This window comes from Haladaptatus sp. W1 (assembly GCF_001723155.1).
Taxonomy (GTDB): domain Archaea; phylum Halobacteriota; class Halobacteria; order Halobacteriales; family Haladaptataceae; genus Haladaptatus; species Haladaptatus paucihalophilus.
This window is the reverse complement of record NZ_MEIH01000380.1, coordinates 1-13,663: the sequence shown is the minus strand read 5'-3', so window position 1 is coordinate 13,663 and position 13,663 is coordinate 1. Positions and strand designations below refer to the sequence as shown.

Annotated in this window: 13 protein-coding genes and 1 pseudogene; 6 read left to right on the top strand and 8 right to left on the bottom strand. The window is 63.3% G+C overall.

Annotation, left to right across the window (positions count from 1 at the left end; all coding sequences use genetic code 11):
- Window positions 1–52: 52 nt before the first annotated feature.
- The 4 genes from BG842_RS23235 to BG842_RS23220 all read left to right on the top strand — a co-directional run bounded on the left by BG842_RS23235 (window position 53) and on the right by BG842_RS23220 (window position 4,456).
- Window positions 53–1,252: an AI-2E family transporter gene (locus tag BG842_RS23235; protein WP_069452660.1), complete on the top strand. Its 1,200-nt coding sequence runs from the start codon at window positions 53–55 to the stop codon at window positions 1,250–1,252.
- Between the two features lie 61 nt (window positions 1,253–1,313).
- On the top strand, window positions 1,314–1,670 hold the full coding sequence (locus BG842_RS23230; protein WP_069452659.1) for a hypothetical protein: 357 nt from the start codon (window positions 1,314–1,316) through the stop codon (window positions 1,668–1,670).
- Window positions 1,671–1,757: 87 nt separating this feature from the next.
- A complete protein-coding gene (locus BG842_RS23225; RefSeq protein WP_069452658.1) occupies window positions 1,758–3,104 on the top strand; it encodes a TIGR00341 family protein in 1,347 nt (448 codons plus the stop codon).
- A 98-nt stretch (window positions 3,105–3,202) separates the two neighbouring features.
- Entirely contained in the window at window positions 3,203–4,456 is a 1,254-nt protein-coding gene (locus BG842_RS23220) for a sulfite oxidase (RefSeq protein WP_069452657.1), read from the top strand.
- A 21-nt stretch (window positions 4,457–4,477) separates the two neighbouring features.
- On the opposite strand, the gene BG842_RS30335 is transcribed toward BG842_RS23220, so the two are convergent.
- The 6 genes and pseudogenes from BG842_RS30335 to BG842_RS23195 all read right to left on the bottom strand — a co-directional run bounded on the left by BG842_RS30335 (window position 4,478) and on the right by BG842_RS23195 (window position 8,346).
- A complete protein-coding gene (locus tag BG842_RS30335) occupies window positions 4,478–4,639 on the bottom strand; it encodes a hypothetical protein (RefSeq protein ID WP_175424265.1) in 162 nt (53 codons plus the stop codon).
- 12 nt (window positions 4,640–4,651) lie between these two features.
- Complete coding sequence (locus BG842_RS23215) at window positions 4,652–5,155, bottom strand: DUF2243 domain-containing protein (protein ID WP_069452656.1); 504 nt, start codon at window positions 5,153–5,155, stop codon at window positions 4,652–4,654.
- Between the two features lie 82 nt (window positions 5,156–5,237).
- A complete protein-coding gene (locus BG842_RS23210; RefSeq protein ID WP_069452655.1) occupies window positions 5,238–5,525 on the bottom strand; it encodes a hypothetical protein in 288 nt (95 codons plus the stop codon).
- Window positions 5,526–5,621: 96 nt separating this feature from the next.
- The gene (locus BG842_RS23205; protein WP_069452654.1) at window positions 5,622–6,113 is read right to left on the bottom strand and encodes a ferritin-like domain-containing protein; all 492 of its coding nucleotides are present in this window, start codon (window positions 6,111–6,113) and stop codon (window positions 5,622–5,624) included.
- A gap of 76 nt (window positions 6,114–6,189) precedes the next feature.
- Window positions 6,190–7,433, bottom strand: a pseudogene (locus BG842_RS23200) (RNA-guided endonuclease InsQ/TnpB family protein).
- Window positions 7,434–7,782: 349 nt separating this feature from the next.
- Window positions 7,783–8,346, bottom strand: coding sequence for a type 1 glutamine amidotransferase domain-containing protein (locus tag BG842_RS23195; protein WP_069452653.1), 564 nt, complete (start codon window positions 8,344–8,346; stop codon window positions 7,783–7,785).
- A gap of 232 nt (window positions 8,347–8,578) precedes the next feature.
- On the opposite strand from BG842_RS23195, the gene BG842_RS23190 reads away from it, so the two are divergent.
- Both BG842_RS23190 and BG842_RS23185 read left to right on the top strand, forming a co-directional pair.
- The gene (locus BG842_RS23190) at window positions 8,579–11,752 is read left to right on the top strand and encodes an ABC transporter permease (RefSeq protein ID WP_254663416.1); all 3,174 of its coding nucleotides are present in this window, start codon (window positions 8,579–8,581) and stop codon (window positions 11,750–11,752) included.
- 30 nt (window positions 11,753–11,782) lie between these two features.
- Window positions 11,783–12,448 carry an ABC transporter ATP-binding protein gene (locus BG842_RS23185; RefSeq protein ID WP_069452651.1) on the top strand — a complete coding sequence of 222 codons (666 nt, stop codon included), beginning with the start codon at window positions 11,783–11,785 and terminating at the stop codon, window positions 12,446–12,448.
- A 174-nt stretch (window positions 12,449–12,622) separates the two neighbouring features.
- On the opposite strand, the gene BG842_RS32625 is transcribed toward BG842_RS23185, so the two are convergent.
- Window positions 12,623–12,757: a hypothetical protein gene (locus BG842_RS32625; protein ID WP_256388567.1), complete on the bottom strand. Its 135-nt coding sequence runs from the start codon at window positions 12,755–12,757 to the stop codon at window positions 12,623–12,625.
- 4 nt (window positions 12,758–12,761) lie between these two features.
- A partial coding sequence (locus BG842_RS23175) for a MoxR family ATPase (RefSeq protein WP_069452649.1) occupies window positions 12,762–13,663 on the bottom strand: 902 nt, incomplete at its 5' end.

The following is a 13,663-nucleotide window of genomic DNA, read 5'->3' as shown; positions in this document are numbered from 1 at the left end:
CGAACCGAGACGGCCACAACGGTTTGCAGGGAGGAGTGATTTAGACGAGACGATGGTAGACATTCGCTTCGACACGCTTCCCCCCCGAAACCGACTCGGCTGGTGGGTCTTCGTCCTCCTACTCGCGCTCGTCGCGGGGTTCGTCGCCTACTCGTTCGTGGGGATGGTGGTGCTCGGGGTCTTCGGCTACTACGCGACCCGTCCCATCTATCGGCGGCTGCGCGTCATCACCGATTCGGACGGGGTGATAGCGGCGTTGACACTCCTCGTGGTGTTTCTCCCCATCGTTCTGCTCACGTTCTACGCAGGATTTCAGCTGTTTCAGCAGGCACAGCAAGCGTTCGGCGGTACCGCAAATTCGACGCTCGTCACGGACTATCTCGGCGCACTTCCGAAAGCACAACAGGAGCGGGTCCTCGCCGCCATGCAGCAGCCACAGCAGTTCGTCTCCAACCCGCAAAAGACGGTGCAGACGGTGCTTCATTCGGGGCTACGGGTCACATCGGCCGTCATCGGGGGGATAATGCTCATCGCGCTCTCGGTGACGCTCGCGTATTTCTTCCTGAAAAACGACGATCAGCTCTCCTCGGGACTCACGCAGTTGTTCGGGGGAAGGGACACGACGGCGTACGCCTACGCCGTCGCCGTGGACGAGGACCTCGAATCCGTCTTCTTCGGCAACCTGCTGTTCATCGTCGTGATGTCACTCATCGCGGCGGCCGCCTACTGGGGGACGAACGCCGTCGCGCCGGGCGACCTTCACGTTCCGATGGTGTTCGTGCTCGCGTTCCTCACCGGCGTGGCGAGCCTGATTCCCATCGTCGTCGGGAAACTCGTCTACCTGCCGGTCGTCGGCTATCTCGGGATACAGGCGGTGAACGCGGGTGGAGACTACCTCGTGTTCGTCGGGGGCGTGCTCGTCGTCTACTTCCTCCTGCTCGATACGCTGCCCCAGACGTTCCTCCAACCGTACATCACCGGCCGCCAACTCGACATGGTGATGATGATGTTCGCCTACCTGCTCGGCCCCATCCTCTTCGGCTGGTACGGCTTCTTCCTGCTCCCGATACTGTTCATCCTGATGCTGGAGGCGGTTCGCATCGTCCTCCCGGAACTCCTTCACGGGGACCCGCTCACCCCAACCGTCTCGATGGGAGAATCGGTTGGCACGAACCCGAGTTCGGTGGGGGACGTACCGCAAGAGGGAAAAACGGACGAGGGCAGCGGTGACCCGGAGGCGGACGCCGAATAGCGCGCGTCGAACCCGCGTTCCCGCCGAATCTTTTTCGGACATCGGCGATGTAGCCCCGACGATGTTCGCGCACATCCACCAGTATCAACACGAGCAGGTTGCGGACGCCAATCGGACGGCAGGGGAGTCTCAAACCGAGGATTCGGTCGACAAGGACGCGGAGGAGTACTTCGGCAAGAATATGAACGAGTTCGACATCGAAACGTGGGAAACCGTCGAGTACGAGGGAGACCCGATTCAACGACGAACCGTCGCCCTTGATGACGTGGTTGCGATTTCCGTGCCGGACGAACCCGCCGAGGACGACGACCCCGACCTGCCGGGTCGGACGATTCAGGTCCGCACGGGCGGCGGTGAAACGTTCGTTTCGCAGGCCAAAATCGTCGAGGTGCAGGATGCGAACCCCGAGGGAACGTGAATTTTGGGACGGCAGTGAACCCCGGGCGTGAGTCCGCGGGACAAACCGGCCGGAAGATACAGCAAAGTCAAGCGATTGTACCAACCAATGCGAGAGTTCCACGTCCACACGCCTGACGACGAACGGGAGGCCGTCGCGTCGATTCTCGACGAATACGATGTCGATTACACGGTCGTGAGCGAGGACGAGGGGAGCGCGCTCTTTTTCTTTCCGCTTCCGACCGCCATGGTCGAACCGATTCTCGACGAGTTTCGAGACTCGGGACTCGACGCGGAGGTCGATACCGTCTCGACGAAGGCGGAGTTGGTCGAAACGCCGAACTTCACCGATCTCCGGGAACGATACAGCGGGTCCGTTCAGAAACTCGCGAAGGCCGAACTGCACGCGAAAATCCGGGAGATGCAGTGGCCGTATCAACTCTACTACCTCGGAACGCTCCTCTCAGTCATCGCGGCCGCCGCGGGGTTGCTGCTGGACCAACCGGCGCTCATCATCGGGTCGATGATCATCGCGCCGCAGGTGAGTTCCGCCCTCGCGGCACCGGCCGGCGTTCTCTTGGGCGACTGGGAGTTGTTCGTCGATAGCGTGGGAGAACAAGGGCTCGGCCTCGGCGTCGCGATACTCGCCGCGGCGCTGTTCGGATGGGTCGTTCGGTGGACGGGGGTCGTCCCGCCGGGGTTGTCGATACTGCACGTCGAACTCATCGGCGTCCGACTCGCGCCGACCGCCCTGTCCACGCTCGGTGCCATCATCGCCGGTATCGTGGGCGCGTTCGGCTACACGACGGAACAGTCCACCACCATCATCGGCGTCATGATAGCGGCCGCGATAATCCCGGCGGCGGCGGCGACGGGACTCGCAATCGCGTGGGCGACGCCGCTGCTCGCCGTCGGCGCGTTTCTCCTCCTCCTCGTCAACATCCTCGCCATCAACATCGGCGCGCTGGTCACGCTCCTCGGGATGGGGTACGCGCCGAGATGGGCGGGGGAGGATGGGTCGTTCCGCGAGTCGATTCCGTCCGGGCGACGAACGGCGGTTTACGGGACACTCGCCATCCTCCTGCTTGCGACAGTCGGGACGGGGTTCCTGACCGGGACGAACGTCGCGTTCAGTCGGACGACGAACCGGAACGTGGAAACGACGCTCGACCGACCCGCGTACTCGAACCTCTCCCTATCAGGGGTGCAAACGGCGTACGGCGGAATGGGGTGGCGGTCGACGCCCGCGAACGTGACGGTGCTCGTCAGTCGCAGTTCCAACACGGCGTACAGCGACCTTCCCACCCGGTTGGAGCGGCAAATAGAGCGAGACGCGAACCGGAAAGTCCACGTTACCGTCGAGTTCACGGAGTCGGGAACGGCGAACGCGAGGAACTCCTCGAACACGTATCGTTCGCTCGCGAATCCGGGGGATTCGAGTCCGCGTGGCGCGTGAGCGCCCGCCGAATTTCGAGAGCCCCATCGGGCACCACAAAGTACCTTTCACCAGCAGGCACAGCGAAGGAGTGGCCCCTCGTCGAAAGACGAACCCAAATGCAACCGGAAGACCACCGCGAACGCGACCCGTCGGACCGACCGGACGCGTCGTTGGACGAGCGCTATCCGGGGCTAGAGGTGCTGACGGAAACGCCGGAGAACGCACAGACCGCGTCCCGAGAACATCTCGAAAACTACCTGACGCCGCGCGAGGAGCATTACATTCGAACTCACCACCGGACGCCGAAAATCGACGCCGAGAAATGGGCGGTTTCGCTAACCGGCATGGTCGGCGAGGAGGTTGAACTCTCGGTGGCGGAGATAAAACACGACTACCCGACCGAATCGGTCGTGCACATGATGGAGTGTTCAGGGAACGGACGGGCGTACTTCGACCCCAACGCGGAGGGTGACCAATGGAATGTCGGCGCGGTCGGGAGCGCGGTGTGGACCGGGACGCCGGTTTGCTCTGTCCTCGAAGCGCACGACGCCGCCACCGACGACGGACTATGGCTGTCCGTGATGGGCGGAGAAGCGAAAAAGGACGAGGACGTGTTCTGTCGGTCGATTCCGATGGGAAAGGTGCTGGACGACTGCCTGCTTGCATACGAGATGAACGGCGAACCGATGACGCCGGAGCACGGCTATCCGCTTCGCCTCCTCGTCCCGGGGTGGTTCGGGAACAACAGCGTCAAATGGGTCGACCGGATGCACGTCATGGAAACGATGGTGTCGGGAGACGAGTGGGAGTCGAAGGGTGGGCGCGACTACACGGAGTATCAGCAGTCCTCGTATCGAATCGTTCCGGCCCAGGACAACGAACCGGAGCGCTACGAGTCGGTGGAGACGTTCAGCACGTACGAACAGATGCGGGAGACCGACGAGATTCGAAACGCCTACTGCTTCGACCAACTCGTCAAGTCGCTCATCACGTCGCCGACGGACGACGCCACGCCGTCGGCCGACGGGCGGGTCGAAATCACGGGCGTCGCGTGGTCCGGTGACGATGCGGTCGAGCGCGTCGAGGTATCGGTCGACGGCGGCGAGACATGGAACGACGCCGAGTTCGTCGGACCGGACCTCGGACGCCACGCTCTCCGAAAGTTCCGGTACGTGTGGGACGCGACGGCGGGAGAGCACGCGCTGCTCTCTCGGGCGACCGACGAAGAGGGACGCACGCAACCGGCGACCGTCTCGGACCCCGACGAGGGTCTTCGCGGGATTACGGACGGAAAATACCCGTGGAACGAGAAGGGGTACGGAAACAACGCCTACGGTCCGCTCGGCGTCTCCGTTTCGGTCGAGGAGTAGACGACCGAATCGTTCGGATTTTCATGTCGTCCACGGGAGTCGGTCGAACAATCGGTCTATCACCACCACCCCTCCGGCGATGACGACCCACAAGACGAGAACCGCAGCTATCAGCACGACCCAGTGAGGGACCGGCGTCGGGGGAGAACCCACGTGGAGCGGGATGAAAGGGGAGAGCGTCATCGTAATCGCCGCTCAGACGTTTTCGGAGGGAGTTTCCCGTCCCTCGCTCGACCCCGTTCGGTAGACGTAGAGACCGGCCCCGATGATGAGGAGGCTGACGACTATCCAGTGAGGATTGTAACGACCGCCCCGCGAGAGGGGTTGGTGGAGTCCCAGAACCACGTGGTCGACCACGGCGTCGTAGAGGTCGAACGCGCCGAGGCCGACAACGGCGGAACCGGCTATCGGGCGAACGGGTAACGGACTCGCCGCGCGTCGTTCGGCCCGCCAGAGGAGGCCGCCGCCGATTCCCGTGATGACGACCATGGTGATGGAGAACAGCCCGTCGGCGAGCATGTTCGTTCGCAGTCCGGCCATCGTGGTTTGCTGATACAGGCCGGAGACGAGGTGGTGCCACTGCAACACGAGGTGGAGCACCAGTACGTCTATCAGGCCGCTGAATCCGAATCCGAAAATACCGGCAGCGAGAAGTGCTCGCCTGGTCACGCCGTCGAACGCGTCTCGTTGATGACTCATGGATGTTCGATGGACAGGTGCGACAGGCTTAGACAACGGGGCTCAACTCGCAGGTGATTTAAGACGGACTTGGGCAGGGCGGTCATCGTTCCTCGATTCGAACGTCGGTGACTGCCCCACGCACCGCCCAATCGTCCTGGTCAGGAGCGTATCGTCGTACCTTCGGGGCCGTCCAGTCTCCGTTCTCCCGGTCGGCGCGAACGTCGCGTCGAACGCGTGAATCCTCCTCCCCTTCGATTTCGACCCGCAGTCGTTCCTCCGGGTCGTAGTCTACGAGCGTCGCTTCTCCCTCGATGGTCGAGTCGCCATCGACCGTCACCCGAATTCGTTCACCCAATTCCACGTCGCCAAGCATTTGAACAAGCGTCATTCGTGGACACCTCTCACTGCGAATCAGCGAGACCGATAGCTCCGTTTCTAGCGAACGTTTCCAACGAGCGGCAAAAAACGAGAAACGGTGGCATGCTTAGTCATCGGCGGTCGCCTGCTGGTCGAACTGTTCGCCCGCCTGCGAGAGTTCGTCGAGGGCAGACTGCTCTTCGCGGAGCGTCTCCGCCAGCATGTCCGACGCCTCGTCGTAGCCGAGTTTCTGGGCCAGCGACGTGACGTTACCGTAGGCAGCGATTTCGTAGTGTTCGGTCTTCTGCCCGGCGGCAATGTTGTAGCGGTCGAGTACCTCGCCGTCGTTCTCCGAGGCGAATTCCTCGTGCTCCTCGATGAGCGCGTCCACGACGCGGTCATTCCGGTCCTGAGGTTCCTCGTCGATTTGTTCGAACACCTCTTCGAGGCGCTCGACGTGCTCCTGCGTCTCGTCGCGATACTCGGAGAACGCGTTCTTCGCGCTTTCTTCGTCGGTCTGGTCGGCCAACGTCTCCAGCGCGTCGACGAGTTGCTGTTCGGTATAGTACAGTTCTTGCAGCCCCTCTACGAGCAGCTTTTCGGTCGAGTCTGTCGTCATAGTGAATCTCCGACTAGGTCGTGTAGACCCACCACAATGAAAATCGAGGCTACACACGCAGGGACTGTGAACTACCCTATTCGCTCACGGCTGACGCCGTTCGCTCCTTGAGAGTAGGGCTTCCTGTTTCCACGACGCGCTTTGCAGACACAGGTGTATCCACAGGGAGCGCAGTCTTCACAGGCGTTGATTCGGAGTATCCCACTCCTATATCTTCGAGGCCGCGAGAAAGAATATTCCGCGCCGCGTTCGCGTCCCTGTCCGCCTCAAACCCGCAGGCGGGACAGGAGTGTTCACGGACCCACAGCGGCTTGTCCGTCGAGACGCCGCACGCCGCGCACTCCTTGGTCGTCCCTCTCGGGTTGACCGCCACGAAGTGCGTCCCCTCCCGCTCGCACTTGTATTCGAGCAACGAGAGGAATGTTCGCCACGCCGCCGACGCCGTGTTGCGGCTGTTCGACGGCGATTCCATCATCCCCTTCACGTTCAGGTCTTCGACCGCTACGAGGTCGTACTCCCGAGCGTAGTAGTTTGAGAGTTTGTGCAAGAAGTCGCGGCGCTTCCGTCGGAGGTCGGCGTGACACTCCGCGACTCGACGCCGTTGCTTCTCGTAGTTGTTCGATCCGTGTTGCTTGCGCGAGAGCTTCCGTTGCTCGCGTTCCAAGCGTTCGCGCTCGTCGGAGAGGTCGAGCGACCCGACCGCCGTACCGTCAGTGTCGTGGGCATACTTGAGAATTCCTACGTCGATACCGACGCACTTCTCGGGATTGTTAGGCGTTTCGGGTGGTTTGCCGTCCATTTCGACACCGAATGTGGCGAACCACTCGCCCGTCGGCTCTTTCTTGACCGTGACCTGTTTGAGTTTCGCGTTATCGGGGATGGCACGGTGGAGCCGTATCGGTATGTCCGCGAGTTTCGAGAGTGACAGGACAGTCTGACCGCCCTTCTTGTCGAGCTTGAAGCCAGACTGGCTGTACGTGAAACTTCGGAACTCGCGTGGCGGCTTCCACTTGAGTTGACCGACGCCGTAGCCGTTCTCCTTGAGTTTGGAGAGTCCTTTGAGGTTGTCGAACAGACGTTCCACGACGGTTTGGAGAACCTTCGAGTACACCTCTGAGAGGCCGTCCCACCACGTCTTGAGGTCGGGGAGTTCCGACCGTAGCGTGGTGTCATGGACGGCAGTTCGCCGTGTTCGTCTTGGTACTCGTTGAGGCGGTAGAGCGTGTGGTTGTAGAGTTGCCTACAAATATCTCGGTGGCGGTCCAACTCCTCGCGGTGGGCGTCGGACGGCTTGAAACGGTACTTGTAGGCGTAGTACATTCTACTCGCGTTCCTCGATGAGTTCGTCCAACTGCTCGCGGACGAACGACGAGAGGTTGAGGTGTTGGTCCTCAATCCACTCGTCTTGGTCTTCGCGGATGGTGATTGTCTTCCGTTTCACCGTAATGCACAGAATGCACGCCACACGTATGATGCTTTGGTGAGGCGTTGGCCTGTGGGCCGAGCGTCGAATGTGTTTGAGAACTGTGCGGCGCTGTATCCCCTCCCTGCTCGCTCCCGTTGGTCGCTCGCTGAGGAAGGGGGCTTAGCGCCTTGATTCAGCTAAAACGGGGGCATCGAACCGGACGGGACGGGTCGAAATCGCCGTGCGTAAGAAGCAGGTCAGCGTTCAGTTTCGCTCGTGTCGCCCTTCCTCGAACTCCTCGACCACTTTGTCACAGAAGGCGGGCAAGTCGTCGGGGTTGCGACTGGTGACCAGTCCCTCGTCCACGACGACTTCCTCGTCCACCCATTCCCCACCCGCGTTTCGAATGTCCGTCTGTAAACTCGGGTAGGAGGTCAGCGTCCGGCCCTCGACGACACCGGCCTCGACCAGCGTCCACGGACCGTGGCAGATGACGCCGATGGGCTTGCCCGCGTCGAAAACGTTCCGAATCAACTGTACCGCGTCGCTGTCCGCACGGAGTCGGTCCGCCCCGACGGCACCGCCCGGAATCAACAGGGCGTCGTAGTCGTCGGCGGAAACCTCCGAAAACGTCCGTTCGACCTCGTAGGTGTCGCCGTCGTCGAGGTCGTTGTTGACGGTCCGAACCTCGCCGGTTTCGGCACCGACGACATCCACGGTCGCGTCGGCGTCCTCGACGGCCGCCTTGGGTTCGGTGAATTCGACCTCCTCGGTTCCAGCCTGTGCGATGAAAATCGCTACGTTCGTGTCGGAAAGTGTGTCCGTCATCGTTCTCCGTTGAGCATAGTGCACCAATATCCCTAAACACGCTGGCGGACGGCGTGGCGGGACAGCCCGGCGAATGAGAAGTTGTGTATTAAAGAACCCTCTGCGTTCTGGTGACGCCTCAAGGCGCGGGAATTCTCCTTGATTTCGTATAAGGACCCCCTACGGACCCTTTTCTGCTGCGTAGGCGACTTATACTCTTGATGCTCCCTGCCGGACAAGAAAGACGACTCGAATGGGGTATCAGCGGGGGTTGTGTACGCAGTGGTCACGTCGTGACCGATTGACCATCGTCATCATCGCGGTAGCGGTGGCGTTCCTCGTGGGAACGACGGTGTTGTTGGTCGCGGCGAACACGCAAACGTCGTCGATTTCGTCAGGATTCAGCGATTCGATGGCCGTCACCCACTACGACACGGTGGACGAGGCGACCGCCGCCGCCGGGGGTGACGACATCGTGCTTCCGGTCGCGGCGGTGGAGCAAAACGGGACGAGCGGGTACGTCGTCGGCGTCCCGGACGGCGCGCCGACCGTTCTTCAGGACATTTCCGTCTCGTGGCGGGAAGCCCGGTTCCCACACGCGCCGTCGAACGCGACACTCGTCGGGCCGGTCGAGAACCGAACTCGACAGCGGTTGGTCGGTAACGGACAGACGAAAACAGTCTCCGTCGCACCGGCGTCGGCGGACAAGTCCGTCTTCCCGTCGTCGTGGTACGTCGGCGACCCCGCCACGGTCCGATCGCTCGGCGCGACCGGCGCGTACGTCGTGGATACGACGCCGAAGAGTGGCGGCGGGGCGGGAGGCGGAATCGCGGGCGTCGTCACGCCCGGCCTGTACCAGTATTTCATCGCGGGAATGGGGGGCGTGGTGGACCTGTTGGGACTGGCGACCGTCGGCGGCGGCGTCCTCGTTCTCGTCGTCGTGTACAACGTCACCCGGATGAGCGTCCGCGACCGGTTGGACGCCATCGAGGTCATCCGCGCCACCGGCGGGACGCCGAGGAGTCTGCTCGCCATCTTCGGGGTTCGCGCCGGCCTGCTCACCGGAGTCGGCATCGCCCTCGGCTACGCGCTCGGCATCATCGTCACGAGGGGCGTCGTCAACGCCGCGGTGGCCGTCGGGCTTCGGATTTCGCTGTCGCCGTCGGTTACACCGGCCGTGCTCCGGGTCCTCCTGCCAGGGTTCGCCTGCCTGCTGTTCGCCGGTGTCGCCGCGGGCGTACTCGCCGTCCGACCGGCGACGAAGACCCCCCCGTCCCATCTCCAGCAGTTATACAGCCAGCGCGGGGGGGCGACGAGCGAAACGCGATGGTCGAAGGTCGCCGGGCGGGTGCCGTCGGTCGTGGATACGACCGTGCTCCAGTGGCGGGCGGTCGTCCCGGCGGCGACGATACTGACCATCTTCGTCCTCATCGTGCTCCTCGTCGGGTCGTTGGTCGGCGTCCTCGCTCCTCTCGCCACGACGTCGGGTGGGACGGTGACCGAACCCGGCGCGCCGTACCCCATGGCGAGCCGAATCGACGCCGGATACGCCGACTTGCTCCGCCAGCAGGGCGTGACGGCCAGCCCGGAAATCATCGTCGTCCAACTTCGGGACGGACAGCCGTATCTCGCCAGAGGGGCAAACTGGAGTTCGTTCGCGGGGGTGTCGAACGCGACGCTCATAGACGGACGCGCACCGCGGGACAAGTACGACGCAGTTATCGGCCGCGACCTCGCGCGGACGCTGAACGTCGGCATCGGCGACAACCTCACGCTCGGCGGCGCGTCCTCCCCCGCGTTCACGCAGGTCACGATTACTGGCGTGTACGCGGCCGAGGGAATCGGGGACGACCAACTCGTGGTTCCGCTCGCGACCGCACACGACCTATCGACCGACCCCGGCACCGTCCACTTCATTCGAACGGCTGGGGGCGACGCGCGCCTGTCGCGGTCGCAATCGAATACGCCGGATATCGTCGTTAGCAGCGTTTCGGCACCGAATACCGCCGTTCGAGGAACGAAACTACCGGTGCGGATATCGGTGCGGAACACTCGTTCGACGGAAAAGACACGGCGGCTGACGGCGACGTTGGGGTCCGCCTCGAACTCGCGCACGGTCACGCTCGGGGGCGGCGAACGACGGACCGTGAGGATGAACGTATCGGCATCGCCGCTCGGGAATCGGACGCTCCGCGTCGGAGGGTACACGCAGTCGGTCGGTGTGTACAGCGAGCCGCCGCTGTCCGTGCCCACGTTACCGTCACAGGCACCGCCAAACGAGACGATGGCAGTCCCTGTTCGGACGGTAAACGGCGAAAACGTCTCCGGTGCGACGGTTCGCGTGGGAGAGCAAACCGCGCGGACGAACGAGGACGGAATCGCGGTCGTTCGCCTGCCGGGAGAGGAGGGTAACTACGACCTGACCGTCCGCAAGGGGAACCGAACGAACACGTCGAGCTTACACGTCGCGTCGGGGGCGACGCGCGAACCGATCGGAGCCGTTCGCGTTTCGCCGGACGAGGTGAGCGCCGTCTCCCGTCCGACGACGAAACTCGTCGTGTTCAACCCGTGGAGCAAACCGATAACGCGGACGCTCTCGCTCGTCACACCGACGGGAACGAAGGAGAAAACCGTCTCCCTCGGTCCGTACGAATCCGCGGTCACGACGTCGGAACTCGGCGGCGCTGCCGGTGATTCCGGGTCGAGTGACTCGAACGACCGACTGACGCCGGGGGAGTATTCGGTTCGGCTGGTGTCCGGCGGACGGACGATTGCGGCGGACTCGTTCACCGTCCACGGCGACGACCGGACGTTCTCCACGCTCGCACAGAACACGGAGTACGCCAGCGGAAGCGGACTCGGGCAAGCCGTCCGCGGTGTGTTCGGCAACTTCAACCTCCTGTTGTTGGTGATGGTCATCCTCGCCGGACTGACTGCGGTCGGCGGAACGACGGCGACGTTCGCCCAAGCCGTCCACGCGCGACGGCGCGCCGTCGGGGTGTATCGCGCGACCGGCGCGACGCGGGGGAGACTGGTTCGCATCCTCCTCGCCGACGCCTGCCGCCTTTCGATTCCGGCCATCGCCGCCGCGCTCGTGGCCGCACTGCTGACGGTGCGGCTCCTCGCCGTCACCGGATTGTTCACCGTCTTCGGCATCCGGCTCTCGACCGCCATCCCGCTCCCGATACTCGCCCTCGCGGTGGGGAGCGCGCTCGTATTGATGGGGCTGAGCGTCCTCATCGCGGCGCTTCCCTACCTCCTCGCCACGCCGACTGCGGTTCAGCGTGGAACGACGAATGGGACGGGTGACGACCGAGATTGGAGGTCGAACGCAGACCGCGAAGCGGACTCGTCCGTTGACCATCAGGAGAGGTCCCCGAGGCGGCCGTCGGTGGGGAGGCAACCCCACCGAACCGGAAAAGACTAGACGGAACCCCTTCTAGATTCAAGGGACCACATGACCGAAACCGTACTGGAAGCGAACGCCGTCCGGGTCGTTCGAGGGGGACGCGACGTCATCGAGGACGCCTCGCTCTCCATACCGACGGATGCACAGCTCCTCGTGCAGGGACCGAGCGGCGCAGGTAAAACGACGCTGTTCAACGTGCTCGGGTTGCTCGACACGCCGACGGACGGGACGGTCACGATTCGAGGCGAGGACACCGCTTCGCTCTCCGAACGAAAACGCGCGAAACTGCGCCGGGAGACGCTCGGCTTCATCTTTCAGGACTTCCAACTCATCGGGGATTTGACCGCGTGGGAGAACGCCGCCCTCCCGCAGGACCACACGGGCGAGCGGGACGAAGAATGGCTCGAAACGCTGTTCGAGCGACTCGAAATCGCCGACCGCACGGACCAGTATCCGGCGACGCTCTCGGGCGGCGAGAAGCAACGCGTCGCCATCGCCCGCGCGCTGGCGAACCGCCCGGCCATCGTGCTCGCGGACGAACCGACCGGCCAACTCGACCCCGACACGACCGAGCAGGTGCTCGACCTGCTGTTTCGACTGCAGGAGACGGCGGACACGGCGCTCGTCGTCATCAGCCACGACATGCAGTTGACGCCGCGGTTCGACACCGTGGTTCGATTGGAGGACGGGCGGATTCGAGCGGATCCGACATAAAAGGCGGGCGACGCGGGTCGTTCGAGCCGCTACCGGCTTCGAAGCCACGTGACGAACAGAAACGAGAGCGACCCGGTGATGGCGGCGAGAGCGACGGTCACGATTCTGGAAACACCGCGGGTTGGGGTCATGAACCAAAACGATACCGAGATGGTCACCACCGTTGCGATGAAGCTATGAACGGTCGTTCTCGACGGGGATTTCGTGAGCGACACGAGTATGCTCGAACAACCATGTCGGAGAACTAAGTAGTTCGGGGAGCAGTACCGTTGTCGGTCGCTCGACGAGGAGATAGTCGGTGTCGGTCATCGAGTCAGTCGTCGGCGTTCCCCTCGACGGGAACCTCGTCCGTCACGCCGTTCGGCGGCGTCACGGTGTCCAGGAGGTCCTCGACGACTTCCACGGACGAGCGGTCGCTCAACTCCGCCTCGGTGCTCAAGACGAGGCGGTGGCGCATCACGGGGACCGCCAGCGCCTTCACGTCGTCGGGAATCACGTAGTCGCGGCCGTGAATCGCGGCGCGGGCCTTCGCGGTGTGGAGCAATGCGAGCGTCGCACGGGGCGACCCGCCGTGCGCGAGGTCCGAGTGCGTCCGGGACGCGCTCACGAACGACTGGATGTAGGATTTGACCGACTCGGCGACGTGCACGGTTCGCACCTGCTCGCGCGCGTCGAGGATGTCATCGACGGTGACGACCTGAGAGAGGTCGGTGGGATCGAGATTCGGCGTCTCGTCGAACCGGTCGATGAGTCGCAACTCGTTTTCGTCCGACGGGAGGTCCACGGTGAGTTTGCACTGGAATCGGTCGCGTTGCGCTTCGGGCAGTTCGTACGTCCCGTCCATCTCGATGGGGTTCTGCGTGGCGATGACCATGAACGGCGACGGCAGCGACAGGGTGTCGCCTTCGATGGTGACGGTCCGCTCCTGCATGCCTTCGAGCAGCGCACTCTGTGTTTTCGGCGTGGCGCGGTTGATCTCGTCGGCGACGAGCAGGTTCGTGAATATCGGCCCGCGCTGGAGTTGGAACTCGCCGGTCCCCTCCCGGTAGACGTGGGTGCCGGTGATGTCGGCAGGCAGCAAGTCTGGCGTCATCTGCACGCGGGTGAAATCGAAGCCGGTCGCGTGTGCGAACGCGTTCGCAATCGTCGTCTTCGCCACGCCGGGGACGCCTTCGAGAAGGATGTGCCCACGAGTGAGAAGCGAGACGGTGATTC